The sequence below is a fragment of the Nonomuraea sp. NEAU-A123 genome (assembly GCF_018603905.1).
Lineage (GTDB): Bacteria > Actinomycetota > Actinomycetes > Streptosporangiales > Streptosporangiaceae > Nonomuraea.
The window spans coordinates 1-23,690 of the sequence record NZ_JAHFZZ010000019.1; the positions used below are offsets into that span (position 1 = coordinate 1).

Here is a 23,690-nt window from a genome sequence, read left to right on the forward strand (position 1 = left end):
GCGAGTCCTTCCGCATGAAACAGGCACGAACCCGGACAGGCAGACGCCTCACCAAGAAATAGTCAACTACGAAGACGTGGGGACCTTTACTTGGCCACCAGCGGCGACACGCACCCGACCATTGACACTGCTGCTGTCGCCTGTTCCCTGGTCCTCACCCTCGTCGCCCCCGCCTTCGCCGCCGCAACGCCCGCGCCGCAGTCCCGCCTTGACCTGCTCACCACCGGGGACGGCATGGCGGGCGCGTTGAGCCAGGTGCGGAGTCCGGGCGGCGCGAGCGTGACCCGGCGTTCCGGCACCGCGGAGCGGGGCACCGGGAAGGCGATGATCGGCCCCCAGGGTCGGTTCAGGATTGCCAGCGGGAGCAAGCCGATCATTGCCGCCACGGTGCTGCGGCTGGTCGATCAGAGGGAGATCGACTTGGACGCGAGGGTGGAGCGTTACCTGCCCGGGGTGCTGCGTGGCACCGGCGACGGGGCCGAGATCGACGGTCGAGAGATCACCGTACGGATGCTGCTGCAGCAGACCAGCGGCCTGCCCGAGTTCCTCAACGCGATCAAGTGGAAGGAACCCTTCCCGGACTTCCTGAAGGTGGCGCTGACGCTCAAGCCCACGCCCCGCGGCTCCTTCGCCTATGCCAACACCAACTACCTGGTCCTCGGCATGATCGTGACCGCGGTGACCGGTAAGGACTTCCGCCAGGCGAGCCGGGATCTGATCCTCAAGCCGTACGGGATGCTGGACACGTACTGGCCGGCCAAGGGCGACTACGGCATCCGCGGGCCGCACGCCCACACCTACGGGGTGCACCCCGGCCAGCCGCGGGGCGGTGAGGTGGACCTGACCGACCAGTTGCCCACCTACGAGTTCGGTCCCAGCGGCGGCCTGGTGTCCACCCGCCACCGACCCCGACCGCGCCCGACGAGACCCTGCCCGGCGCCGGATCTTCGTCACCCGCTACATGCGCGCCGGTCACGGCGACGAGTTCAGCGCCCGCGACGCCATGGCCGCCGCCCGAGCGGCGATGACCTCGGTCAAGGACATGCACCGCGCCACGACGTTCGAGGCCGCCAACCCCCGCTCGATCGCCCGCGGGGAGTTCGCCACCATGGCCCAAGCCGCCGACGAGTGCATCACCAAGGTCGTCGGCATCGACAAACTCGGCCCGCAAGCGGTCCGGCACGAGAACACCAGCCTGCTCACCCAGATGATCGCCGACCTGGAAGCCCGGCTCACCGAGACGGCGGCGGGCTGACGATGGGTCCAGCACCGGCGATGAGAAGAACCTGCCACAGGCTGATTTTCGGGGCGTTTGTGCTGGTGGGACTTCTCGACTGATAACCGTCAAGATGGGAGGAACCTTCGAGAGGGCCCTCGGCCTGGCGGGGCGAACCTACAATCACGCGAATGGGACGCCCCCGGAACCTTCTGGCGCTGGCCGTCATCTTCCTCGCCAGCGCACGCGCAGCCCAGCGCCGCAAGTCCACGCAGCCCACCGATCAAGCGGCGCACCGGCCGGGCAGCACGTCGGCGACGCAGACCGCACCGACCGGCAGCACCGACGCCACCGGCCGCGTGGTCTCCCTCTGGACGATGATCGGCACCGTGCTCGCGGGCGTCGCCGCCCTGGCCGCCCTCGTGGTCTCCGTCATGACCTTCATCCTTCAGCAGCAGCAGAACGACGACCAGCGGCAGCGCAGACTCGCCGGCTTCGCCTCCAAGGTCACCTGGTGGACCGAGCACACCGCCCAGGACCAGGTCATCCTCGCGATCCAGAACAGCGGCTACGAACCCATGCCCGCATCCGTCGGGCTCAGCAGCAGCCTCGTGTTCACTGATCCTGGGACCAATCTCATGCTGCTAATGCGCCGCTCCTCCTTCCCGTCCAGCATGTCGGTATCCGGCGCAACGTCGAGCATGTCGAGCGTGATGGACATCGGCGCACTTCCTCCTTGCAGTATCAGCAGGCTGAGGCTGACTTTCCGAGACAAGGGCGCCGGCCCCGGAGTGGTTCCGGCCGTCGACTACGTCACCGTCGTTGATCCCGCTGGCATGGCATGGTCTCGCATGCCCTCTGGCCTGCTCGTTCGAGGTGAAGTCACCCCCAGAGATAGTTTCGAGACCATATTAAGTTTCGAGACCATGTTAAGGAGTGCCGGGATTCGCATCAAAGCTAATGAGCGCTCCGTGACGCTGACCAACGAACTCGAGCGCACTACCGCGCCCTCCTGCTCCGGGTCCGCCGACTAACCCCGGTGCTACTCCGGCATCCCTGACGCGGGGTCTCGTCGTCGAATATTGCAAGTCAACTTGCCTAACGTGGCTTACAGACCTTCACGCGGATGACCAGCTAGTTCGCTTGACAACCCCAGATAATCCCGGTTATCTACGGCGCGGCCTGGGTCGTCTGGCACGTCAGGCACAGGGGCGGATTGGAACGTGCCTGACCGATATCCAGGGGTCGTAAGGCATGTTGGCCATGTACGGAAGCGTCGACCGGGAGACCTCCACGCCTTTGCTGAATGGTGGACTCGGACAGGTTGTCCGCGAATGCCCCGCAGTTGTGCGGGCTTGGGTCCGGAACGCCGCACTCCTTCCCCACTCCCATGTCCTGCAGCGGCTGGTCTGCAGTGCAGGCCGTAGCCTGAGGCCCTGGCGTGGCGGCTGATCCCGGCGAACAATACCTTTCAGGGACGGGGAGGGATGATGGTGAAGCGGAGTGTCGCCGCCGCGCTAACGGTTGTGATGGCCGCGGCTGTCAACGTGACCACCGGGATGCTGACCCAGCGCTGGGGCTGGGCATGGCTGGCGGCCACGATCGTGCTGGTCACTGTGGGCGCGGTCAGCCAGGTCTGGCTGACCCTGGCAGACCGCGCAGACCGCACAGGCGGGGCCGAACCGAGTGAGGGTGTCACCGTGACCGGCGACGTCTCGGGCATCCTCTCGACCGGAGCCGACGCGACCAACATCCAGATCAACCCGCCCGGTGCCTGATGGCGGGGAAGATCTGGGTCTGGACCAACAGGGGCAACATCTCTTCCGGGCCGGACGCCATCAACATCGTCAACAACACCGTCCAGGCTCCGCCGCCGGTTCCGGCCGCCAGCGTGGAGAGCCCGCCTGGCATCGTGCGGCTGCGTTCGACGCCAGCGGCCACGCGCCTGTTCGTCGGGCGCGAGAAGGAGTTTGCGGCGCTGGCCAAGACCCTCAGAAGGCGCTCCGGCGGGAACGCCCAGGTTCTGACGGGGCTCGGTGGGATCGGGAAGTCCACGCTCGCTGCGCAGTACGCGATGACACAGCGCGGCAAGCGCAACCCCATCTGGTGGATCGACGCAGAGGATCCGGCCCAGATCGACCTCGGTCTGGAAGCACTCGCCAGGCAACTGTATCCGGGGAACTCGCCGGAGCGGCCCGTCGAGTGGGCCAAGGAGTGGCTGGCCGGTCACAAGGACTGGCTGGTGATCCTCGACAACGTGACCCAGCCGTCGGTGGTCGCGGAGCTGATCGGCTCGCTTCCCAGCGGGCGGTTCCTGGTGACCAGCCGCCAGACCGTCGGCTGGGAGGGCGTCGCCCCTCCCATCCAGCTGGGCGTGCTGTCCACCCACGAAGCCGTGCAGATGATGGCCAGGCGCGTAGCCGACCGCGACCTCCTCGACGGCGCCGAGGAGGTCTGCCTGGCACTGGGCGGGCTGCCGCTCGCCATCGAGATGGCCGGCCACTACATCTCTCAGAACCGCGTCCCCGCGCGGACCTACCTGAGGCGCCTTTCCGACGACGACGGCGCGGTGCTGGACTGGACGCATGCGGGCGGGGAGCTCGACCGGACTGTGAGGTGGACCTGGCAGGTCACCTTGGACCGCCTTACCGCTCAGCACGGGCCGTTACCAAGGCGGCTCCTGGGAATCCTGGCCTGGGTCGCTCCCGACGACATCCCGATCAGCCTGCTCCCCGGAGAAGCCGAGATCGCCGTCGGCCACCTCGCCGCATACGGGCTGGTCACCCGGTCGGAAAACACGCTCTCGGTGCACCGGCTGGTGCAGGCGGTCAGCCGGAACCCCGAGTCCCGGCGCGCGGCGGGCCAGGCCCTGCGGACCGCGTGGAAGGACGGACCGGAGCCGTCGAGCCGGCTGGCTCCACACCTCGCCGCGTACATCGCGGCAGGCGGCCTCGCCGAGCTCGACGACGCTTCGGCCTGGCTCGCTGACGCCTTCGGCTTCCACCTGGAGCGCACGGTGTCGGCGCAGGAGGCCATCGCCTTCTTCGAGAAGGCGATGGCCGAGCACGTGGGATCTGACCACCCGGCCCTGCTGTCGATGCGGACGAGCCGGGCCATCCTACGTACGCCACTCGATCCACTCGATGTCACGATCGGCGAGTTCGAGCGGATCGTCGCGGACAAGCAGCGGGTACTCGGCCCCGATGATCTCGACACCTTGGAGACCCGGCTCGAACTCGGCAGCCTCTTAGAACGGCGAAAGCAGTACCGCCAAGCCTTCGCCCACTACAGGCAGCTCATCACAGACGCGGAACGAGCCCTGGGCAGGCACCACTCCCTCACCCTGCTGGCCAAGTGGAACCTTGCCGAGGCCTACGTGAACGCGGAAGACCTCAAGTGGCACGTCGGCCACACGTTCCTGGTGCTCTTGCTCTGGTGGGAGGTCCTCACCGGCCTCGCGGAATCCCGCGGCCCCCATGACGAGACGACGCGCGACTTCGGCATGAGGATCAGGAGGTACGTGACCATGCTCGCGCACGACGATGACCCGAAGACCAGGTGGATCGTCCGCATGTTCAACGCCGGGGCGCACCTCCCCTCTCGCGTGCGGAAGGTGTTGAAAGGGTAGCCGCCGAACATCATCCGCGAGGACCGAGATCCGCTCGGAGTTCAGCCGATAGCAGTCAGAACTCCGCGCTTTCGCCGACCGTCTCGCCACAACGTGCCTCACGTGCCGGACAAGATCATCCTCCTTTGACCTGGGGAAAGAGGTCAACAGCCCAAGATAACGATCGAAGACCCTGCGACATGCCACGAGACCACGGGCAGTCCGTGGTCCCGTGGCATCTGGCCAGGAACGTCACGCCTCAGGCCTGGTCGCCGTCGCCGCTGAGCACCGCGGTCAGGCGTGCGCCGAACTGCACCTCCGCCTGCTTCCGCTCGTGCGGTCCGAGCCGGGCGTCCACCCCCACCGCGCCGTCCACCTGCAGCGCCGTGCTGAGTGCCTTCTCAGCGGCCCACAGACGCGCGTTCAGGTGGGGCCCGCCGTGCGCTGGGTCGTCGGCCAGAGCGCGCAGGTCAATGGCGACCGCACGGGTGCCGTCCACATCCCACTGGTAGCCGCTCGCGCCCTGCTGGACGACCTGCTCCAGGATGTCGGCGGCCAGGCGCAGCAGCTCCGGCTCCGGGCGTTCTTCGGCGCGGTGTGCCTGGTTCACCAGGTCCTGCGCGTCCCGGGTGACCTGCTGGCGATGGTCGTGCACCATCACCCGGTCGCCAACGGTCGCGGTGTCGTCGCCGGCGACGTGCTCGAGCAGGGCCATGGCCCGCCGCCAGCGCCGGGCCAGCCGGGCGTGCATCGGCTCGACCGGGTCGGCGAGCCGCGGCGGGATCTCCTCCAGGACGTCGACGATCTCCACAGCCGCGTCCGGCACGAAACCGGTGAGGTCAATGTCGCTGCTCGTCTGCCAGGTGCTCGTGTCGATCGGCCACCCCTCGCGGCCGGACTGCTGCAGGGTCAGCACCTTGCCCGCGCGGCGGTGGGTCGGCCGGTCGACGTACGGGCTGCCCGTGGTCACATCCTGGGCCAGGCGCACCATGGCGTACCGCCACCAGTCGCGCTCGGCGATCTCCGGGCCGTGCTCGCCGTGCTCGATGGCCAGCTCGCCGAACTGGTCGACGTCGGCGGCCGGGGCGAGCTCGGCCGTGGCGGTGACGACGGGGCGGCCGCGCATCACCCCTTCCGGGGCCGGGCGACCGCTCTGATGCGACGCTCACCGGCCGTCTTCGGTGCGATGGGCCATCATGGCGGCCAACCAAGCCCGGTCAGCGGCGACCGAGGCGTCGTCGGACGGGTCGGCGAGAGCGCGACCGCCCAGTTCGGACGTGATGCCGGTGTGCGCCGCCGCGCCGGGCCGCCGGTGCCGATCGAGCACCTCCCGCTGGAAGACCTCTTCGGGCTCTGTAGCGCTGACTAGCGGTGCGTAGGGGACCTCGTGACGGCGTACAACCTCCCGCTGGAAAACCTCTTCAGGCTCGGTCATGATCCGGCCCGGCACGACGGGCGCTGAGCGGGCCCCCGCTGGCCGCTGGGGTCCGCTCCCGGCCTTCTTGGACTGACGGGGCGTGGATTGATCGGCTTTGGCGGCCGCTGAGGCGCTGTCATTGGGGTCTTCCCCAGAACGACTGTCGATCATGAGCTTCGAGCCCCTACTTCACGTCGCTCAATGAGTCACTTCCAGGTTGGAGAATACCGACGTCTCGGTTCGCCGCACGCGGAGCCGCCGCCGCTTGGTGGGCGAGTTCACCGACGCCCTCTCGGTCTTCGTCGACATCGGGCGAGACCTCGACGTCGACAACGCAACCTGATCGACATGGCCCGGCGCCGCGGCGTCGCCTGGGCGGAGATTGCCCCCCGCCTCGGTCTCCGCGACGGGGCCGCCACCGCCAGTTCGTCGACGAAGGTACACCGGGACTTGGCCCGTCGTTCGGCGCGACCGCTCAGGCAGCCCTTTGATTTTTGATGACGGACGGGCGAAGCCCGTGCCTTTGTGATCCTTTGGATACGATCTTGTCTTAATCGACGCCCTTTACAAAGTAGATTTCCTAGGGGGAGGGAGCGGGCGGCTATGCCGCCCGCTCCCTCAAACACCTCAAGAAGGAACGGGCTTCGCCCGTACGTCTTAACCCCAGCCGAGCCCCGCCGCAAACCCGCTCACCGATGCGGACGTTCCCGCCTCACACCGCTGTCGCGATGTTGCCGCCGTTCATCATGGCCGAGGTCGCAGTCCGCACCATCTGGATCGAGCCGTGGCCGATGTTCATGACCGGTACGGCCGGGCCTGCCAAGTCCGATCGCTGTCGATCGGCTCGAGGACGTAGTCGGTGCCCTCCACCAGATCGATCGCGGTCGGCCCGGCCACCTTGGAGACGACCACGTCGGTGACCCGCTGGTAGCCGATCTCATAGTCGCTACGGCCGCCGGGCAGGTTCATCCGGAACTGCTCGCCGAAGTCTTCCAGGGCGTTGCGGACCCGTACGGTCAGAGCGGACATATCAGCCATACAACAATCATCAGATCATGACGCTCAAAAGTGGTAAGGTCCAGGTCCCCCGGCCGCGAGGAACGGTCCATGAACAACTCCGGTCAGTACAACGGGGACGGGCTTCGACTCGAGCTGGGAGCACCGCGTGAGCGGGCTCGGCGAGTACCAGGACGACCGCTACGACCATGGCCACCACCACGGGCACCACACCAGCTGGGTCGACTACCGCAGCCGCCGACTGGCCGATGAGGCGATCGAGATGCAGATCCTGCGAGCCATGGACGACGGCATTTACCCCGAGCGGCAGCGCACCACCTCCAAGGAGATCAAGGCGATCCTCATCACAGCCGCCGTGATCTTCACCCCGTTCGTGATCCTCGGCACCCTCAGCTGGCTGGGTGTCCTCAGGGCCTACTGACAAGGAGCCACCTTGTCCCACAGGGATGACCCGTACGACCGAATGCATGACGCCTTCTACGACGCGCTGGAAGATCGCGACATCGCGCGCGAGATGGAGCGCCTGGAGGCCGAGGGCCGCTTGCCGGACCCGAGCGAATACCCCAAGCGCCGTGTGACCCTGGCGGGCGCCATCGGCTACGGGCTGTTCTTCGGCTTCATCGGCCTGTTCATCGCGATCTTCCTGATCAAGTACTTCGACTGACGGCGCGACAAGGCCCCCGCACGAGACCCGATGACAAGTCAGTATGGTGCGGAGGCCTCGCCATAACCATCCCGGTGGTAGCGAGGGACCGGGTAGATCGTCAGCCCATCGACAGGGTCAGCTTGTTCTGACCCATTTGCAGGGCCTAGCCGTTGACAGCCTGCTCGGCACCAGCGAGACCGGCGATCCAGGCGGGCCGGTTGGCGGTGACATTGTCCGGAAGGTAGTCGCTGACGACATTGACCGGCAGGCCGATCACGATGCCGAGCATCACGAGCGTGGCCGTCCCCAGGGCCGGTGCGAGTGTCCTGCGGCGCGCCATGGGTCACCCCCGCTTACCTTAACGCCATGCTGCGCCGCACAGGTCATCCAAGTGCTAGCCCTCTGGAAGGAGAAGGCGGGGGATGAGTAGGGGGTACAGAGTTACGAAGGTGAGTGTCGGCGCTAGGTAGCAGCTGGAGACGCCTTCGATGGGACTCACTCGAGACCGAGTCCAAGCTGGGCCAGGACCTGACGATCTACCTCCACCGCGGCATCGCCTCGGCGGCATGACCTTCAGCACCCCGTCAGAGTGACACGTTCGGTCAGGTGGAGATCGGGATGGTCTCGCGCATCACCGGCGCCGCGCGCGACTGGCTGCGCGCCACGCTGCAGGCAGTTCAGGCCCCGATGGGCGACGACATGGGCTCCCTCTTCCTGCCGAGCGCCACGTACACCTGGTGGGCGGTCGGACTGCACCTGGCGCCCGCGCCGAGCCTGTGCGACGCCTACCGGCTGACCTACAGCGGCGCCTACACCACCATTCACGAGCCCGGCTACCGAGCTAGCGTTGCCGTCTTGACGCTGCCCGCGGGCTGGCGAGCCGACCATGGCGGCGAATACCGATAGCCCCCACAGAGAGGGCGCGCCCAGGAAGGCACGATTCCCCATGACGACACTGAAACTGATCTCGTTCGGCTACCTTCACCTCGACGGCGGCCCGTCGCTGGAGGCCAGCCGGACCAAGGACGTACGAGACCGGCTGAGCAACCCCGCGGCCGCCCGCGACATCCTCGGTCCGGACGGTCGGCACCCGCGCGGCCAGCGAGTCGTGCTCGGCACTGCCGGTGTCCCCGAGCTCACCGACAATCTCGTGAGGTACAAGATGCCCCCCTGCGGGCCGACACACCATCGCGATCAGGTGCGCTGGCAGCAAGCACCGAGCCATTGACCGCACCAAGGAGTCCTGACGATGGCTGCCCAGCCTTTAACCTGCGTGTTCTGCGCCATCGCGGTCGGAGAGGCCCCGGCCACCGTCGTTCGGCGGTGGGACGATCGCGGAGTGATCGCCATCCGCCCACGCGGCGGCGTCAACGACGGGCACGTCCTGGTCATCCCCACCACGCACGTAGCGGACGCCGGAGTCGACCCCGACGTGTCCGCCCGCACCATGGCCTGCGCCGCCGAACTGATGGCCGAGCATCCAGACGCCAACATCATCACCTCCAAAGGCAGCAAGGCCACCCAGACCGTCTTCCACCTCCACATCCATGTCGTCCCCCGCGAGCAGGGTGACAAGCTCCCGCTGCCCTGGACCCCGCAGCAGACCGCCGCGAAGACCGGAGGCACCCGATGACACACACCATGACCGTGGTCTACGCCCGCGAGCCGATCCCGGCCTGCGGCCCCAAGGTCTTCCTGGCCGGGCCGACCCCTCGGGCCGGCGGCGACGTCGAATCCTGGCGCCCCGCCGCCATCGAGGAGCTGGCCGCCCAGTGGACTGGCCAGAAGCTCACCGTCCTCACACCCGAATCGCGAGGCGGCAAGCGCGCCGAGCACTACGACGACCAGGTCGGCTGGGAGACCGACGCCCGCGCCGCCGCCGACGCCATCCTCTTCTGGATCCCGCGCGACCTGCGCACCCTGCCCGGTTTCACGACCAACGTTGAATTCGGCCTCGATGTCGCGACCGGCCGCGCCGTCCTCGGCTGCCCGCCTGACTGCCCGAATCCCGAGCGGAACCGGTACCTGATCTATGTAGCCCGCCGCCACGGTGTGCCCGTGCGCGCGACGCTGCATGAAACCGTGGCCGCGGCCCTGGCCATCGTCGCCACGCCGACCCGCCCGCAGCACTCAGTAGTCCGGTAAAGCGCGGTCGGCCTAGTGGAAATCCCGGATGGCCGCGCTCGAGCGCCGTCGAGCACCGCCACGTGCGCCTGCCCCCAGCGTCTCGAATAGGACGTCCGGGACCAAGGGCCAGAGGCTCCCTGTGCCGATCTCACCTCGGGACTGTTGGCACCGTCGGCCGCGGCCGAAGCTGCTGAGCCTGGATGAACACTGGCCAAACTATCCGGGGTTGCCGTGCTTCCCGGCACGTCACCGACCTCTTGAGCGAAAGGACGCCATGGCGGACTCTGGACGCAGGAGGCCACGATGCCGAACAAGCGCCCCCGCGGGCCGCAGCCGCATTGGCGGCCCAAGCGGGAAACCCTCCGGGTGCTGGCGGCGGTCGACGCCGTCCTCGATCGCTACCGCGACCACCGACCCGTCTCCCTCCGCCAGCTGTTCTACGTGCTCCTCAGCGACGGCATGCTGGCGAAAACCGAACGCGAATACAAGCGCCTGTGCGAATACGTCGGCATGGCCCGCCGCTCCGGCCGCATCACCTGGGACGTGATCCGCGACGACACCCAGATCGCCGTGCAGGCCCCGCCCGCCTTCACCGGCCCCGAAGACTTCTGGACGGCCGTGGAGACGACGGTCGACGACTACCGCGTTGACCGGCAGGCCGGCCAACCCGTCCGGCTGGAGCTGTGGTGCGAGACCGCGGGCATGGTCCCTCAACTCGTGCGAATCGGAGAGGAGTACGGCATCTCCTGCTTACTCCGGCGGCGGATTCGACGGACTATCCGGCAAACACGACGCGGCCGCGCGAGCAACCGCCGACGGCACCAAACCCGTATCCTCCACCTCGTTCTCCCCGGTGCACAAGAGTGTCGTGGGACGTTGCACACCGCGGGTTGACCTGGGGTTCTGCTACGCATCTCTGAGGCTGTCACCTTCTGTAGTGGCATGTTGCAGACGAGATCGGAGCGGAGCTTGTGAGCTTTCCCAGTTCGACTGCCGTCGGGGGTCGGGTACTGGACGGTGCTAGATGACGAGCTGGCGGTAGTGCCGGAGGCGGACGCGTTCCTTCGCCACGTACGGTTCGGCCGGGACCAGGCGGAGCTGACGACCCATGCGTACGCCGGGCACATCGCGTTCTACCTGCGCTGGTGCGTCCGGACGGGCCGGGACTGGCGTACGGCGGCCGCCGACCTGGCGCTGTTCGTGACCTGGCTGAGATACGGGTCGAAGGAGACCACGGGCATTGAGCCGTCGTCGTCGGGGCTGGTGCTGGCCGTGCCCGGCGCCGGGCACGCCCGCGGGGCGGCCCGGATCGAGAACGTGCTGACCGACGTACGGCAGTTCCTCTGCCATGGGATCACGGTCAAGACGGTTCCGGGGGAAGTGCTCGCCCCCGGCCTGCTGCGAAGCCGACTCAACGATGCGATCGAGACCCTGGTCGACGACGTCCGGCAGTGGAACATCCAGTCCAGGACCGAAGAGGCCGAGCGGAAACTGCTGCACTCCCTGCAAGCAGCAGTGAAGAAGAGGCGACGAGTCTGAGTGGCCCGCTTCTCCGCTGGCGAGGAGCGCACCGGTCCCCGGCGCTTGGCTGAGCAGATAATTGAGCCACCTTCGAGGGGGTCGATCAGGTTATTGAGCCAGGTCACGACTTGTGCGTGTCGCCTGGACTTGGTTCTCGGTGTCCATGATCCTTCTGCTGGTCCCTTCAAGGGGTTTCGGGGGGATGCCGATGATGGCGCGAAGGTCGTTCCACGTGATCGATTGTGACGTGCCACGGTTGATGTCGCTGTTTCTGCCGCGCTCTTGTCGTGGCGGTTCGGCAGCTGGTTGGTGACTGGTGGGCGTTATGAAGGCCGCTGCCCGGCTCCTGAGGACACTCGGGGCGGGTGTGACGCTTTCACGTGACGGCTGTGCGGTCTGCCCTGCGGTACGTCGGCGCGCCCGCCAGTAGGCGGAACGGCAGGCATGGGTGTCGCAAACGGTCGCGCCGACGCCCGAACGTCCCCGGGATGACCAACGCCCGCAGCCCCGGCAGCCCACCGCTCGTCCCGCTTGCAGGGGACGTCGGAAGTCGTTGATGTCGAGCGCCTTCGTGCCGGGCGCGAGGTGGTAGACGACGGTCACGTCCCCGAACTCCGTGCGCGGGGCGGCGTTCAGGGTGGCCGACGTGAACCGGTCCTCTGTGATCGTCTGCCCCACGGCCGACCCGATTGGGCTGTAGGCCTGTTTCGCGGTGGCGGCCCAAGTAGCACGCCCGGGCCGCGTCGAAAACCCGGTGCACGGCGTCGGAGACGTGCTCGGCGGCGTCGGCGCTCAGCCGCGCGGTGATCGCAGGGCACGTCGGAGGGGGCCTGGTGCTGGATGCCGCGCTGCAGGAACGCCTGTTTCGATTCTCAGTCGCGGATGAGTTCGAGCCTCCAGCGCTGGGCGGCGGATCCGTCTGCGCCGCGCAGCCTCACATCGCCTCGCGGGATCACCGGGGGCTCGGCGTTCCAGAGCAGGTCATCATTCGGCACCTTGATGACGAAGGTGCCGCCACCAGCCGGTCTGATGGACCAGGTCGTCGGCGCGCTGCCGGTGACGACCGGCTCACCCTGCTCTGTCTGCCGTGCCGAGGCGTTGGCGGGGGGCCCGTTGAGACTGAGACCGACGTTCTTGATCGTGTATCCGTCCTCGGCCTGGGCGATCTCCCACAGCTCGAAGGGGCCCGGGTTCTCCAGGGTGCTGGAGACGAAGATCGTCCCGCCCGATTTGTAGGCCCGCAACGCAGTGCCGGACGCCGCATTGACGATCCGGTAGACGCCAGGTCCCTGAGCTGGGGCCTGGGCGCTGTCGGCGGTGGCTGTGGCGGCTAGGCAGCCCATTGCCGAGAAACTGAGCAGCAGGACCGCCATCATCGCGAGGCCGCGCATACTGCGGCGCGGCCCCTGGTGTGTCTTCCTCAAACCACTCTCCCCTGTAATCGATTGACTTCGGAGAGTGACATTCTTTCGGATGGCCAAGCAGCGACAACATGCCTTCGGAGGTAGGTGGCCGATGGCCCCCGGAGAGGTACGCCTTACCTCTCCGGGCATCCTTTCGTGCTGTGTACCGAGTCAGGCGTCTCGCCAGCCCCTCGCCGTTCGCGCCGCTGCGCGGCGACCTGCACACCCTCACCTCATGGACCACGACGGGGGGCGTCCCCGTCGTCGCGGTGTTCGCCGCGTTCGCGCTGCGGCGCGCGGCCAGGGCAGGCCGGTGGGCGACGGTCCTGACGCTGATCGCGTTCGTCGGGCCCCGCCCGGCTCCTGGCGCTCGCACTTGATGTCATACGCGATTGGTGCGAGTCAACCAGTCCTGTAGCTCGCGGTGTCGGAACTGGTAGCTCGCCCCGGCGACACGCAGCAGACCGGCGTCACATGCCCACCGGCAAAGTGCCGCAAAGCGCCAAGGTAACCGCCGTCGCAGTGCCGCGCAGACCAGCCCGCACGCGTATCTTGCTCCACTATTTCCGATGCCAAGACCGACGCCAAGGCCAATGCCAAGCCCAATGCCAAGCACCTGCGTGGACTCGATTACAGAGCCGAGCGTAATGCTGATCACTAGGCTAACCGTTAGGCTGGCTATGAGTGCACCCGCCAGGCCGAACGCGAGATCACCCCGTACGGCGCGCTGCGGGGAGCGAAGACCGACTGCGAAGTCCCGCCCCCGCTCACTCCCCTTTACGCCGAATGCGATGGCTCGGTCATGCTTCTCCCCATTGGGTGTGTGAGGTCACCCGGCCGAGGTGGGCCGGGGCACATCCCCGCGAGCGCGGGGAGAAGACCTGCCGAGTGTACTTGTTGGCCCACGCGGTTGCGGAGGCCTCCAGCCGACGGCCTCTTCCTGATCACGCACGTGCGCCGGTACGTCAGAAGGTGAGACCCGGCGCCTCGGAAAGGGTCTTCGCCGCCGAGGAGGAGCCGACCTCCAGCCGGAAGGTGCCCGGCTCGACGGCCCAGCGGCCCGCCGCGACGTCCCAGTGCTCGACGGCCCGCCGCCGGACGGTCACCGTCACCGCGACCTCCTCGCCTGACGCGGCATCGACCGTGGCGAACCCGGCCAGCCAGCGCGGAGAACGCTCGATGGCGCTGTCGGGGCGGCTCGCGTACACCTGCACGACCTCGCGTCCGGGCCGGTCACCGGTGTTCCGCACCAGGACGGTGACCTCGGCCGTCGCACCGTCTTGGCGAACCTTCGCGGGGCCGTACTCCCAGGTCGTGTAGCCGAGGCCATGACCGAAGGGGTAGAGGGCCTCGACCTGGCCGCGGTAGCCGATCGCCGGCCCCTCGTCGTAGGTGAGCACGCCGTCGACCGGCTGCGTGGCGGCGTGGTCCCCCTCCCGGAGCGGCCACGAGGTGGGCAGCCGCCCGCCGGGCTCCACTCGTCCGAACAGCACGTCGGCCAGCGCGTTGCCGTACTCCTGCCCCGGGAACCAGGTGAGCAGGACCGCGGCGACCTCGTCGTGCCAGGGCAGCAGGACGGGGGCGCCGGAGTTGACCACGACGATGGTGCGCGGGTTCGCGGCGGCGACGCGGCGGACGAGCTCGTCCTGCCGCCCCGGCAGGGCCAGGCTCGTCCGGTCGAACCCCTCGCTCTCGACCTCCTCGTTGGTGCCCACGACCACCACGGCGACATCGGCATCGCGGGCCAGCGCGACGGCCCGCTCGATCTCCTCGTCGTCCGTGCCGTGGGGCGTCTCCAGGTTGAGCTGAAGCGTGAGGCCGGGCAGCATGCCTTCCGCCCGGACGAGATCATGTACCAGCGTGACCTCGATGCTCTCCCCCGCCGCCAGCCGTACGGGGTGGGTCCGCTGCGGCGGCGTCAGCATGGCCTCGACGATGTCGGCGCCCGGCGGCAGCGTGAGCACGACGTCATAGACCTCCTGGCCGGCGACGATCAGCCGGTGACGGCCGAGCCCCGAGGAGCCGATCAGGTACGTGCCCGCCTCCGTGGCCCTGATCAGGGCGCGGACCTCGATCGTGGCGAGCCGCTCGCGCGCGACGGCCTCGGGGAAGGAGCCCATCACCCAGTTGAACGCGCCTCCGTCGCGCGGCTCCACGGCGAGCACGGACCCGTCGCCGTCGAGGTACCGCACCTCGGCGCAGTGGCCCGACCCGTCGGTGCCACCGCCCGATCCGTCGGGCAGGGCGAGCCAGGGAGGCCGCGCGATCGGCGTGCGGGTGTGTGCGACGACGCCGATGGCGTGCGTCACCTCGACACCGTCGCCGACCGCGGCCCGCAGACCGTCCAGCGGGGAGACCGTGTACGGCGGGAACACGGTGGCGCTCCCACCCCCCAGAGTCCTGGCGACCTCCGCATTGGGTCCCAGGACGGCGACCCTGCGCAGCCCGGAGTGCCCGAGCGGCAGCACGCCACCCTCGTTACGGACCAGCACGAACCCAGCCGCGGCGGCAGCACGCACCTCCGCCGCAACCCGCTGCTCCGTGTACGCCTCGCCACCCAAGGCGGTGTCGGCGGTGTCCAGGGCGCCGACCCTCGCGGCCAGGCGGAGGATTCGCAGCACCTTTTCGTCGACGGCCGCCTCCGGCACCGCGCCCGCCCGCACCGACGCCACCAGCGCCTCACCCCACGGACCCGACGGCCCGGGCATGACCAGGTCAAGCGCGGCGTTGGCGGCCGCCTCCGTGGAGCCGGTGGCGAACCAGTCGGACATCACGACCCCGTCGAACCCCCACTCGTCCCGCAGGACGTCACGCAGCAGCGGGTTCTCGGTCATGGTCGCGCCGTTCACACCGTTGTACGCGGCCATCACCGCCCACACCTCGCCCTCCCGGACAATGGCCTCGAAAGGCGCCAGGTAGAGCTCGCGGAGCGTCCGCTCGTCCACCCGGGCGTCGAGAGTCATCCGCTGAGTCTCGGAGTCGTTGGCGACGAAGTGCTTGACCGTCGCGCCCACCCCCCCGCCCTGCACGCCCCGCACGTACGCGACGCCGATCCTGGCGGTCAGCAGCGGGTCCTCGCTGAAGCACTCGAAGTGGCGCCCGCCGTACGGGGACCTGTGCAGGTTGACGGTGGGGGCGAGCAGGACGTCCACGCCCTTGCGCCGCGCCTCGGCCGCCAGCAGGCGGCCGATCGCCTCGACCCGGGCCTCGTCCCAGGTGGCGGCGAGCGCGGTGGGCGAGGGCACGTTGACGGAGGTGTCGCGTTCGTCCCAGATCTCGCCACGGACGCCGGCGGGCCCGTCCGAGACGACCAACCGGCGCAGACCCACGGCCGGTTCGGGGTGGAGCGACCAGAAATCGGCGCCGGTGAGCAGCCTCACCTTCTGCTGCAGGGAGAGCGCGGCGACAAGGCTTTCCAGGTTCATGAGGGGGTTCCTGAGCTCGGGGGTGCCAGCTAACTGATACGTAGAAGTAAGACGTTTCGGTAAACGTAGCCGCACCCCCGAGGCGAGCACAAGCGACGATTGAAACGATTTACACCGACACCTTCAGCGTCCGAGCAGCGGACCATACTCGCCCCACACCCGGGCGTCGATCGAGGCATGCCTCGGGGCGTCGCGGGTGTAGAACTCCTTGCCGCACTCCAGGTCCTCCAGATCCAGGTACGGCTTGGCCTGCGCCTGAGTGAGATCCGGCGCCTCATTTCCGGCCTTCTCGCCGCTCAAAGCGAGCAACTCGTCCCAGAAGGCCGCGGATCTGCTGACCTTTTCGCGGGAACGGGGGCGGCGGCCGGTTAAGCGGCCCACCCCGATACGAGGGCAAGCGAAAGCAACCACGTGACACGACGCATGAGATCTCCAGATCAGGCGGACTCGCGGATCACCAGGCTCGCGGTCTCGGTCCGCGGGGACTGCGGCGACCGTGCGCCGTCAGCCCGCAGGATCATCTCCGTCAGGTGCCCGGCCACGGTCTGGGTGTGCTGGTCGACCGTGGTCAGGGGCGGCATGGCGAAGGGCGCCAGCGGGATGTCGTCCACGCCGATCACCGCGAGGTCGCCGGGAGCGGTCAGGCCGGCGGCCCGCATCCCGGCCAGCAGCGCGAACGCGGTCTCGTCGTTGTAAGCGCACACGCCGTCGACGCCCGCGGCGTGCCAGGCCCGCACCGCCCCGGCGGCCGTGGCCGCGTCCAGCGGGACATCCCGTACGTCCGGCGGCTCCAGCCCCAGCTCGGCACAGGCTTGGCGGACCCCGCCGAGACGCAGGTCGTAGAACTCGCGTACGCGTGGATCGTCCGGCGCCGCGTAGCCGATGCGACGGCGACCGGTGGCGGCCAGGTGTCCGGCCTGCAGGCGGCCGATCTCGGTCTGCGGGACGGTCAGGATGTTCTCCCCGCCACCGTCGAGCCGGGTGCTGACGACCCGGATGCCGGCCGCCCGCAGGCTCGCCTGGTCTTCCGCGGAGATGGGCGTGAACGAGACGATGGCCACCGGTTCCAGCTCGCGGGCCAGCGCCGTCACGGGCAGCCGGCGTTCGCGGCGGGTGATCGCGGTCAGGCCGTGCCGTTCGAGGTCGTCGGTGAGGTGCTCGACGATCTGGGAAAGCGCGACGCCGAGCGGTACGTCGGACAGGACGACCAGCACGAGGTCGCTGCGGCCCCGGCGCAGGGTGCGCGCGGCGGCGGAGGGGGCGTAGCCGAGCTTGTCGACCGCCGCGAAGATCCGGCGCCGCGTCTCCTCGGAGATCTTCTGGTGTGACACGTTGTTGAGCACGTAGCTGACCGTGGTCTGCGAGACCCCGGCCTCCCGGGCCACATCGATCGAGGTGATCCGGCGCGGCCTGGCTGCCATCGACCCCCCAGGCGTCCCGTACGTATCCGGGGTGAATCGTAACAGTCGGGTGATGAGCCCAGAAGGGGCGCCGGCCGGCTACGAGCTTGGCGAGCGGGGCACGAGCTTGATCGTCGCGGCGCGCGCATCGGGGTTGACGACGCCGCCGACGATGTTCGCGCCGTAGCGGCGGTACTTGCCACGGTAGGCGTCGTCGAGCCGGCCGTGAACGTCGGGATCGGCGTCGGCGAAGGTGACGTCCTTGTCGACGCCACCGGCCGAGATGTGGCCTTCGCGGCGCGTCTGGGTGCCGCGGTACCAGGTGCCGTCGCGGCCGTGCATGGAGCGGACGTACAGGTCGTCGCCGTTGCGGACGACCCACATCGTCACCGGGTCGCGCAGGCTGCCGTCACCTCTCAGGGACGCGAGCTCCAGTTCTTCCGCGTTTCCGATCTTGGTGAGCTCATCGCTCGTCCAGGCGGCCATCGGCTCATCTCCTTCGTCGGGTCATGACTGGCGTACGGTCTCGACGTCTTTGCGGGCCCGGCCGACGAGTTCCTCATACAGTCGATGCTCCTGTTCTCGGATGCTCGGGGCCGCCCGGCGCCGGGTTGACCGCGCGGCGCATGGCGCTCAGGGCTGGATGAGCACCTTCAGCGCCTTGCGGTCGGCCATCGCGCGGTAGCCGTCGGACACTTCGTCCAGGCCGACGGTGCGGTCGAAGACGCGGCCCGGCTCGATCTTGCCGTCGAGGACGTCGGGCAGCAGCTCCTCGATGTAGGCGCGGGCCGGTGCCGCGCCACCCGTGAGGGTGATGTTGCGCATGAGCGTGTCGAACCCCATCGGGACCTCGGTGTACTGCGACACGCCGAGCCGGCTCACCACGCCACCGTCGCGGACCACGCCGAGGGCCGTCTCCAGCGACTGCCTGGTGCCGACGCACTCCACGACCGCGTGGGTGCCGTCGCCGCCGGTCAGCTCGCGTACCCGCTCGATGCCTTCCTCGCCGCGCTCGGCGACCACGTCGGTGGCGCCGAAGTCGCGGCCCAGGTCGGTACGGTCGGTGTGGCGGCCCATCAGGATGATCCGCTCGGCGCCGAGCCGCTCGGCGGCCAGCACCGCCGACAGGCCGACCGCGCCGTCGCCGATCACCGTCACCGACCTGCCCGGCGCGACCCGGGACGTCACCACGCCGTGGTGGCCGGTGCACAGCACATCCGACAGCGTCAGCAGCGACGGCAGCAGCTCCGAGTCCTCGCCGACCAGCAGCTTCACCAGCGTGCCTTGGGCCTGCGGCACCCGTACAGCCTCGCCCTGGCCGCCGTCCACGCCGTTCAGGCCCCACTGGCCACCGTGGCGGCAGGACGTCTGCAGGCCCTCGCGGCAGAAGTCGCAGGTGTTGTCCGCCCACACGAACGGCGCCACCACGACATCACCCCGCTTCAGCCCGGACACCCGCGAGCCAACGTCCGCCACGACGCCGAGGAACTCGTGCCCCATGCGCCGGCCCTGCTCCGAAGCCGGCATCGCTCCGTACGGCCACAGATCACTGCCGCAGACGCACGAGCGCAGCACCCGCACCACCGCGTCGGCCGGTTCCCGCAGCACCGGGTCGGGCACGTCCTCCACGCGCACGTCGCCGGCACCGTACATCAAAGTTGCTCGCACGAGGCCCTCCCATGGTCCTTGTCGTTGCCTGCGGATGTCGAACGGCGTGGCGCGATGCGGACGGACCACAGCAGGACCGCGACCAGCCGTCCACCACCCGCTGCGGCCCCGTCATGCCACCGCCCGACCCCCGCCGACGGCCTGCGTCCACTGTGCCGTCACCGCCCGCCGCGCGGCAGGGTGAGCTGTACCGGGGAACGCTGTTCAGGGGTCTGACAGGGCCCCCCACCGCGCGGGTCCGCGGTCACCAGGCGCGTGTAGGGCGACAGATCAAGGGACCTGACGCGCTCTCGATACGACAGCACGCCGCGTTCGGTGCCGCCAGGATGCGCCGACGCTTGGCGGCGCACCCTGGGCGCTTCACCGGGCGGCCGCCTCCTGGAGGGGGAAGTGGCAGGCGGCCGCGTGCCGCTGTTCGTCGCCGGACGGCTCCAGGGGCGGCGGCTCCTGGGCGCAGATGTCCTGCGCCTTCCAGCAGCGGGTACGGAAGCGGCACCCCGACGGCGGGTCGAGCGGGGAGGGCACCTCGCCCTTGAGCAGGATCCGGTCGCGCCGCGCTCCGGGGGTGACGTCGAGCACCGGCGCCGCCGACATCAGCGCGGCGGTGTAGGGGTGCCGTGGCTGATCGAACACCTGCTTCGTCGGGCCCGTCTCGACGATCTTGCCGAGGTACATGACCGAGACCCGGTCGGCGACGTGGCGGACGACGGACAGGTCATGGGAGATGAACACGTACGACACGCCCAGCCTGGCCTGCAGGTCGGTGAGGAGGTTGAGCACCTGCGCCTGGACCGACAGGTCGAGCGCCGACACCGGCTCGTCGCACACGATGACGTCCGGTTCGAGGGCGAGCGCGCGGGCGATGCCCAGCCGCTGACGCTGGCCGCCGGAGAACTCCTGCGGGTAACGGCGGACGTCACTCGCCCGCAGCCCGACCATCTCGAGCAGTTCGGCCACCCGCTTGCCGCGCTCCTTCGCCGGCACCAGGTCACGGTGCGTGCGCCATGGCTCGGCGACGATGTCCTCGGCGCACAGGCGGGCGTTCAGTGACGCGAACGGGTCCTGGAAGACCATCTGGACCCGGCGGCGCCACTTGAGCAGCTCCTTGCCGCGCAGCGCGAACGGGTCCGTGCCCTCGAACCTGACGTGCCCCTGGTCCGGGCGCTCCAGCATGAGCAGCACCCGGGCGAGGGTCGACTTGCCGCAGCCAGACTCCCCGACCAGGCCCAGCGTCTCGCCGCGCTCCAGCCGCAGGTCGACTCCGTCGAGCGCGCGCAGACGGTTGCGGCCGGACGGGCCGCGCGCCACGTGGAAGCTCTTGCTCAGCCCCGCCACGTCCAGCAGGGGAGCCTCCATCGTGGATGTGGCGGGCTCAGTCATCGGTCAGCTCCCTCCAATGGTGACAGGCGGACATGCGCCCGGGTCCGGCCTCGACGAGGACGGGGCGCTGCTCCGCGCACACGTCGCGGGCCATCGGACAGCGCGCGCGGAAGGCGCAGCCCGAGGGCACCGAGTGCAGGTCGGGCGGGCTGCCCGGGATGGACTTCAGGGTGGTTCCGCGCGCCACCTCGGCCGGCACCGAGTCGAGCAGCCCTCGGGTGTACGGGTGGCGCGGCCGGGCGAACACGTCCGCCACCCGGCCGGTCTCGACGATGTTGCCCGCGTACATGACGGCTACATGGTCGGCCTGCTCGGCCACGACCGCGAGGTCATGGGTGATCAGGATCAGCGCGGCCTGCTGCTCGGTGCGCAGCTCGCGCAGCAGCTTCATGATCTGGGCCTGCACGGTGACGTCGAGGGCGGTGGTGGGCTCGTCGGCGAGCAGCACCTTGGGGTGGAGCGCCATCGCCAGCGCGATGAGCAGCCGCTGGCGCATGCCGCCGGAGAACTGGTGCGGATAGGCGCCGACGCGGGCGGCGGGCTCGGGGATGCCGACCCGTTCCATCAGCTCGACGGCTCGCTTTCGCGCCGCGCGGCGCGAAAGTCGCTCGTGGATCCTGAACGGCTCGGCGAGCTGGGCGCCGACCGTCTGGACGGGGTTCAGCGCGGTGAGCGCGTCCTGGAAGACGATGGCCAGGCCGGGACCGGCCAGCCGCCTGCGCTGTGACGGCGACAGGGTGAGGACGTCGGTCCCGTCCAGGCGTACGGCGCCGCCGGCCACATGGGCCACCGGGTCGAGGAGGCCGACGATGGCCTGCGCCGTCATGCTCTTGCCGCAGCCCGACTCGCCCAGGAGCGCCAGTGTCTCGCCGGAGCGTACGGAGAAGCTGACCTCGCGCACGGCGCGTACCGTCCCGGAGGGAGTTCGGATGTCGACCGACAGCCGATCCACCTCCAGCACCGGGGACCCGTTCGACTCGCTCACGCCCGCACCTCCTTGTTCTTGTGGCGGGCTTCGCGGCGCGAGCGGGGCAAGGTGAGCCGCCACCGCTGGCCGGGGTCCATGGCCAGGCGTGCCCAGGACGCGAGGACGGTCGCCGAGACGGTGGTCACCACGATGGCGAGTCCCGGGAAGACGGCGATCCACCAGGCGCTCTGCAGCACCTGCCGTCCCTGGGCGACCATCAGGCCCCAGCTCATGTCCGGCGGCTGGATGCCGATGCCCAGAAAGCTCAGCGACGATTCGGTCAGCATCACGAAACAGAAGTCCAGGGTCGCGACGGTGAACAGAGTGGGCAGTACGGTCGGTGCCACGTGCCTGCCGATGATCGCCCAGCTCTTGGCGCCGAAGGTGCGCGCCGCGTCGACGAACAGCCGGCTCTGCAGCTCGGCCGACTCCGCCCGGGCGGCGCGCAGGTAGATCGGGATCCGCGCGATCGCCAGGACCAGGACGATGTTCCCGGCGCTGGGGGAGAAGACGTACAGCACGACCACGGCCAGCAGCAGCGAGGGGAAGCTGAGGATGACGTCGGCGACGCGCATGGAGACGTTCTCCCGCCAGCCGCGGTGGTAGCCCGCCCACATCCCCCAGATCGACCCGACGACGAGGGAGACCACGACCGCCGGGACGGCGACGGAGAGCGTCGTGCGGCTCGCCACGATGAGCCTGGCGAGCAGGCTGCGGCCGAGGGAGTCGCTGCCGAGCAGGAACGCCCAGCCGTCGTCGAGGCTGAACGGCGGCCGGTTGACCGCCCGCAGGTTCTGCTTCACGGCCAGATCGCCGAGCAGGATCGGCCCGATGAGGGCGGAGGCGGCCACGACCAGCAGGATCACCACCGCCACGCAGGCGAACCGGTCCCGGAGCAGCAGCCGCCACCAAGTAGCCCGCGAGGCGGCAGGAGCGTCACCGGGAGTCATGAGGTCTCCGTTCGTCACGTCGTCACCCCCTGGCGGACCCGCGAGTCCAGGAGCGCGTAACAGGCGTCGATGACGATGTTGAGCGCGAAGATGGTGATCGCGGTCACCAGGACCGCGGCCTGCAGCACCGCGAAGTCGCGCTGCAGGATCGAGGTGATCATCAGCTTGCCGATGCCCGGCCAGCCGAAGATGGTCTCGACGACCACGGCCCCGTTGACCAGCCCGACCGTCAGGTCGCCGGCCACGGTGAGCGCCGGCGGCGCGGCGTTGCGCAACGCGTGGCCGAAGACCACCCGCAGCTCCCCCGCGCCCTTGCTCCGGGCCACCTTGATGTACGGCGCGGACAGCGCCGTGACCATCGCGCCACGCACCACCTGCACGAGCACGCCGAACGGCCGGATCAGCAGGGTGAGCACCGGCAGCACCCAGGCCGCCGCGCTCTCCGTGCCCGAGGTGGGCAGCCAGCCGAGTGCCACGGCGAAGACCAGGACGCCCATGATGGCGAACCAGAAGTCCGGCATGCTGGCCGCGGTCGTCGAGGTGAAGCTGGCGACCCGATCGGCCAGGGAGTTCGGCCGGTAGGCCGCCCAGCTCCCGACGACGATCGCGCCGAGGATCGCCAGGATCATCGTGGCGCCCGCCAGTTGCAGCGTCGCGGGGAACGCCCGCAGCACCGCGTCGGCGGCGGGTTCGGCGGTCCGCAGCGACTCGCCGAAGTCCAGCCGGAACACCTGCGCCAGATAGTCACCGAACTGGACGAGCAGCGGCTGGTCGAACCCGTGCCGGGCGGCGAACTCCGCCCGCATCTCCGGAGTGGCGCTGAGGGGCAGATAGAGATTCGACGGGTCGCCGGTGAGGCGCGCCAGGTAGAACACGCCCAGGATCACGACGACCAGCGGGATCGCACTGGAGGCGATGCGACGCCGCAGGAAGGTCAGCACACCTG

28 protein-coding genes and 1 pseudogene are annotated in these 23,690 nt (G+C 69.3%); 14 read left to right on the forward strand and 15 right to left on the reverse strand.

Translation table 11 applies throughout. The features are described 5' to 3' along the window. Positions 1 to 86: 86 nt before the first annotated feature. The gene (locus KLK06_RS60590) at positions 87 to 377 is read right to left on the reverse strand and encodes a hypothetical protein (protein ID WP_250906873.1); all 291 of its coding nucleotides are present in this window, start codon (positions 375 to 377) and stop codon (positions 87 to 89) included. On the opposite strand from KLK06_RS60590, the pseudogene KLK06_RS63280 reads away from it, so the two are divergent. The 5 genes and pseudogenes from KLK06_RS63280 to KLK06_RS42405 all read left to right on the forward strand — a co-directional run. Further along, positions 325 to 837, forward strand: a pseudogene (locus KLK06_RS63280) (serine hydrolase domain-containing protein); the annotation flags it as partial. The gene KLK06_RS60590 and the pseudogene KLK06_RS63280 sit on opposite strands and share 53 nt — an antisense overlap. A 124-nt stretch (positions 838 to 961) precedes the next feature. Beyond that, the gene (locus tag KLK06_RS60595) at positions 962 to 1,255 is read left to right on the forward strand and encodes a hypothetical protein (protein WP_250906874.1); all 294 of its coding nucleotides are present in this window, start codon (positions 962 to 964) and stop codon (positions 1,253 to 1,255) included. A 152-nt stretch (positions 1,256 to 1,407) separates the two neighbouring features. Then, positions 1,408 to 2,250, forward strand: coding sequence for a hypothetical protein (locus KLK06_RS42395; protein WP_214641371.1), 843 nt, complete (start codon positions 1,408 to 1,410; stop codon positions 2,248 to 2,250). Positions 2,251 to 2,703: 453 nt separating this feature from the next. Continuing rightward, positions 2,704 to 2,994 (forward strand): hypothetical protein, encoded by a 291-nt coding sequence (locus KLK06_RS42400; protein WP_214641372.1) that lies wholly within the window; start codon positions 2,704 to 2,706, stop codon positions 2,992 to 2,994. After that, a complete protein-coding gene (locus tag KLK06_RS42405) occupies positions 2,994 to 4,844 on the forward strand; it encodes a tetratricopeptide repeat protein (protein ID WP_214641373.1) in 1,851 nt (616 codons plus the stop codon). Before KLK06_RS42400 ends, KLK06_RS42405 begins: the two co-directional genes overlap by 1 nt. Before the next feature lie 238 nt (positions 4,845 to 5,082). Here KLK06_RS42405 and KLK06_RS42410 read toward each other — a convergent pair whose 3' ends face one another. The 3 genes from KLK06_RS42410 to KLK06_RS42420 all read right to left on the reverse strand — a co-directional run bounded on the left by KLK06_RS42410 (position 5,083) and on the right by KLK06_RS42420 (position 7,278). Further along, on the reverse strand, positions 5,083 to 5,949 hold the full coding sequence (locus KLK06_RS42410; protein WP_214641374.1) for a hypothetical protein: 867 nt from the start codon (positions 5,947 to 5,949) through the stop codon (positions 5,083 to 5,085). 39 nt (positions 5,950 to 5,988) lie between these two features. Continuing rightward, positions 5,989 to 6,258: a hypothetical protein gene (locus KLK06_RS42415; protein WP_214641375.1), complete on the reverse strand. Its 270-nt coding sequence runs from the start codon at positions 6,256 to 6,258 to the stop codon at positions 5,989 to 5,991. 777 nt (positions 6,259 to 7,035) lie between these two features. Beyond that, complete coding sequence (locus KLK06_RS42420; protein ID WP_214641376.1) at positions 7,036 to 7,278, reverse strand: hypothetical protein; 243 nt, start codon at positions 7,276 to 7,278, stop codon at positions 7,036 to 7,038. 127 nt (positions 7,279 to 7,405) lie between these two features. Here KLK06_RS42420 and KLK06_RS42425 point away from each other — a divergent pair, with 127 nt between their 5' ends. Then, complete coding sequence (locus tag KLK06_RS42425; protein WP_214641377.1) at positions 7,406 to 7,678, forward strand: hypothetical protein; 273 nt, start codon at positions 7,406 to 7,408, stop codon at positions 7,676 to 7,678. A gap of 12 nt (positions 7,679 to 7,690) precedes the next feature. Beyond that, the gene (locus KLK06_RS42430) at positions 7,691 to 7,921 is read left to right on the forward strand and encodes a hypothetical protein (RefSeq protein ID WP_214641378.1); all 231 of its coding nucleotides are present in this window, start codon (positions 7,691 to 7,693) and stop codon (positions 7,919 to 7,921) included. A 145-nt stretch (positions 7,922 to 8,066) separates the two neighbouring features. On the opposite strand, the gene KLK06_RS42435 is transcribed toward KLK06_RS42430, so the two are convergent. Beyond that, complete coding sequence (locus KLK06_RS42435; protein ID WP_214641379.1) at positions 8,067 to 8,243, reverse strand: hypothetical protein; 177 nt, start codon at positions 8,241 to 8,243, stop codon at positions 8,067 to 8,069. Positions 8,244 to 8,509: 266 nt separating this feature from the next. On the opposite strand from KLK06_RS42435, the gene KLK06_RS42440 reads away from it, so the two are divergent. The 6 genes from KLK06_RS42440 (at position 8,510) to KLK06_RS42465 (ending at position 11,569) form a co-directional block, all read left to right on the forward strand. Then, positions 8,510 to 8,809 carry a hypothetical protein gene (locus KLK06_RS42440; protein ID WP_214641380.1) on the forward strand — a complete coding sequence of 100 codons (300 nt, stop codon included), beginning with the start codon at positions 8,510 to 8,512 and terminating at the stop codon, positions 8,807 to 8,809. Between the two features lie 40 nt (positions 8,810 to 8,849). Next, the gene (locus tag KLK06_RS42445) at positions 8,850 to 9,131 is read left to right on the forward strand and encodes a hypothetical protein (RefSeq protein ID WP_214641381.1); all 282 of its coding nucleotides are present in this window, start codon (positions 8,850 to 8,852) and stop codon (positions 9,129 to 9,131) included. A gap of 21 nt (positions 9,132 to 9,152) precedes the next feature. Next, positions 9,153 to 9,536, forward strand: a complete 384-nt coding sequence (locus KLK06_RS42450; protein ID WP_250906875.1) for an HIT family protein — start codon at positions 9,153 to 9,155, stop codon at positions 9,534 to 9,536. Beyond that, positions 9,533 to 10,048 carry a nucleoside 2-deoxyribosyltransferase domain-containing protein gene (locus tag KLK06_RS42455; protein ID WP_214641382.1) on the forward strand — a complete coding sequence of 172 codons (516 nt, stop codon included), beginning with the start codon at positions 9,533 to 9,535 and terminating at the stop codon, positions 10,046 to 10,048. Before KLK06_RS42450 ends, KLK06_RS42455 begins: the two co-directional genes overlap by 4 nt. 285 nt (positions 10,049 to 10,333) lie before the next feature. Beyond that, positions 10,334 to 10,924, forward strand: a complete 591-nt coding sequence (locus tag KLK06_RS42460) for a hypothetical protein (protein WP_214641383.1) — start codon at positions 10,334 to 10,336, stop codon at positions 10,922 to 10,924. A gap of 123 nt (positions 10,925 to 11,047) precedes the next feature. Further along, positions 11,048 to 11,569 (forward strand): hypothetical protein, encoded by a 522-nt coding sequence (locus tag KLK06_RS42465; RefSeq protein ID WP_214641384.1) that lies wholly within the window; start codon positions 11,048 to 11,050, stop codon positions 11,567 to 11,569. An 854-nt stretch (positions 11,570 to 12,423) separates the two neighbouring features. On the opposite strand, the gene KLK06_RS42470 is transcribed toward KLK06_RS42465, so the two are convergent. Further along, complete coding sequence (locus KLK06_RS42470) at positions 12,424 to 12,975, reverse strand: RICIN domain-containing protein (protein WP_214641385.1); 552 nt, start codon at positions 12,973 to 12,975, stop codon at positions 12,424 to 12,426. 140 nt (positions 12,976 to 13,115) lie between these two features. Between KLK06_RS42470 and KLK06_RS42475 the strand changes: the two genes are divergently transcribed. Next, positions 13,116 to 13,334, forward strand: a complete 219-nt coding sequence (locus KLK06_RS42475) for a hypothetical protein (RefSeq protein ID WP_214641386.1) — start codon at positions 13,116 to 13,118, stop codon at positions 13,332 to 13,334. A 585-nt stretch (positions 13,335 to 13,919) separates the two neighbouring features. On the opposite strand, the gene KLK06_RS42480 is transcribed toward KLK06_RS42475, so the two are convergent. The 9 genes from KLK06_RS42480 to KLK06_RS42520 form a co-directional block, all read right to left on the reverse strand. Further along, positions 13,920 to 16,379, reverse strand: coding sequence for a beta-glucosidase (locus KLK06_RS42480; RefSeq protein ID WP_214641387.1), 2,460 nt, complete (start codon positions 16,377 to 16,379; stop codon positions 13,920 to 13,922). 123 nt (positions 16,380 to 16,502) lie between these two features. Beyond that, entirely contained in the window at positions 16,503 to 16,760 is a 258-nt protein-coding gene (locus tag KLK06_RS42485; RefSeq protein ID WP_214641388.1) for a hypothetical protein, read from the reverse strand. A gap of 56 nt (positions 16,761 to 16,816) precedes the next feature. Further along, entirely contained in the window at positions 16,817 to 17,800 is a 984-nt protein-coding gene (locus tag KLK06_RS42490; RefSeq protein ID WP_214641389.1) for a LacI family DNA-binding transcriptional regulator, read from the reverse strand. A 78-nt stretch (positions 17,801 to 17,878) separates the two neighbouring features. Then, positions 17,879 to 18,265 (reverse strand): DUF2255 family protein, encoded by a 387-nt coding sequence (locus KLK06_RS42495; protein ID WP_214641390.1) that lies wholly within the window; start codon positions 18,263 to 18,265, stop codon positions 17,879 to 17,881. 147 nt (positions 18,266 to 18,412) lie between these two features. Further along, positions 18,413 to 19,432 carry a zinc-binding dehydrogenase gene (locus KLK06_RS42500; protein ID WP_214641548.1) on the reverse strand — a complete coding sequence of 340 codons (1,020 nt, stop codon included), beginning with the start codon at positions 19,430 to 19,432 and terminating at the stop codon, positions 18,413 to 18,415. A gap of 375 nt (positions 19,433 to 19,807) precedes the next feature. Continuing rightward, positions 19,808 to 20,827, reverse strand: a complete 1,020-nt coding sequence (locus KLK06_RS42505; RefSeq protein WP_214641391.1) for an ABC transporter ATP-binding protein — start codon at positions 20,825 to 20,827, stop codon at positions 19,808 to 19,810. Beyond that, entirely contained in the window at positions 20,820 to 21,812 is a 993-nt protein-coding gene (locus KLK06_RS42510; RefSeq protein WP_214641392.1) for an ABC transporter ATP-binding protein, read from the reverse strand. Before KLK06_RS42510 ends, KLK06_RS42505 begins: the two co-directional genes overlap by 8 nt. Continuing rightward, a complete protein-coding gene (locus KLK06_RS42515; RefSeq protein ID WP_214641393.1) occupies positions 21,809 to 22,744 on the reverse strand; it encodes an ABC transporter permease in 936 nt (311 codons plus the stop codon). The genes KLK06_RS42510 and KLK06_RS42515 overlap by 4 nt, the downstream gene beginning before the upstream one ends. Positions 22,745 to 22,758: 14 nt before the next feature. Then, positions 22,759 to 23,685 carry an ABC transporter permease gene (locus KLK06_RS42520; RefSeq protein ID WP_214641394.1) on the reverse strand — a complete coding sequence of 309 codons (927 nt, stop codon included), beginning with the start codon at positions 23,683 to 23,685 and terminating at the stop codon, positions 22,759 to 22,761. Positions 23,686 to 23,690 lie beyond the last annotated feature (5 nt).

Bases quoted from the DNA above. Each gene is read 5' to 3' on its own strand.
- KLK06_RS60590 (WP_250906873.1), bottom strand. From the start codon at position 377: ATGATCGGCTTGCTCCCGCTGGCAATCCTGAACCGACCCTGGGGGCCG.
- KLK06_RS60595 (WP_250906874.1), top strand. From the start codon at position 962: ATGCGCGCCGGTCACGGCGACGAGTTCAGCGCCCGCGACGCCATGGCC.
- KLK06_RS42395 (WP_214641371.1), top strand. From the start codon at position 1,408: ATGGGACGCCCCCGGAACCTTCTGGCGCTGGCCGTCATCTTCCTCGCC.
- KLK06_RS42400 (WP_214641372.1), top strand. From the start codon at position 2,704: ATGATGGTGAAGCGGAGTGTCGCCGCCGCGCTAACGGTTGTGATGGCC.
- KLK06_RS42405 (WP_214641373.1), top strand. From the start codon at position 2,994: ATGGCGGGGAAGATCTGGGTCTGGACCAACAGGGGCAACATCTCTTCC.
- KLK06_RS42410 (WP_214641374.1), bottom strand. From the start codon at position 5,949: ATGCGCGGCCGCCCCGTCGTCACCGCCACGGCCGAGCTCGCCCCGGCC.
- KLK06_RS42415 (WP_214641375.1), bottom strand. From the start codon at position 6,258: ATGACCGAGCCTGAAGAGGTTTTCCAGCGGGAGGTTGTACGCCGTCAC.
- KLK06_RS42420 (WP_214641376.1), bottom strand. From the start codon at position 7,278: ATGGCTGATATGTCCGCTCTGACCGTACGGGTCCGCAACGCCCTGGAA.
- KLK06_RS42435 (WP_214641379.1), bottom strand. From the start codon at position 8,243: ATGGCGCGCCGCAGGACACTCGCACCGGCCCTGGGGACGGCCACGCTC.
- KLK06_RS42445 (WP_214641381.1), top strand. From the start codon at position 8,850: ATGACGACACTGAAACTGATCTCGTTCGGCTACCTTCACCTCGACGGC.
- KLK06_RS42450 (WP_250906875.1), top strand. From the start codon at position 9,153: ATGGCTGCCCAGCCTTTAACCTGCGTGTTCTGCGCCATCGCGGTCGGA.
- KLK06_RS42455 (WP_214641382.1), top strand. From the start codon at position 9,533: ATGACACACACCATGACCGTGGTCTACGCCCGCGAGCCGATCCCGGCC.
- KLK06_RS42460 (WP_214641383.1), top strand. From the start codon at position 10,334: ATGCCGAACAAGCGCCCCCGCGGGCCGCAGCCGCATTGGCGGCCCAAG.
- KLK06_RS42480 (WP_214641387.1), bottom strand. From the start codon at position 16,379: ATGAACCTGGAAAGCCTTGTCGCCGCGCTCTCCCTGCAGCAGAAGGTG.
- KLK06_RS42490 (WP_214641389.1), bottom strand. From the start codon at position 17,800: ATGGCAGCCAGGCCGCGCCGGATCACCTCGATCGATGTGGCCCGGGAG.
- KLK06_RS42495 (WP_214641390.1), bottom strand. From the start codon at position 18,265: ATGGCCGCCTGGACGAGCGATGAGCTCACCAAGATCGGAAACGCGGAA.
- KLK06_RS42500 (WP_214641548.1), bottom strand. From the start codon at position 19,432: ATGTACGGTGCCGGCGACGTGCGCGTGGAGGACGTGCCCGACCCGGTG.
- KLK06_RS42505 (WP_214641391.1), bottom strand. From the start codon at position 20,827: ATGACTGAGCCCGCCACATCCACGATGGAGGCTCCCCTGCTGGACGTG.
- KLK06_RS42515 (WP_214641393.1), bottom strand. From the start codon at position 22,744: ATGACTCCCGGTGACGCTCCTGCCGCCTCGCGGGCTACTTGGTGGCGG.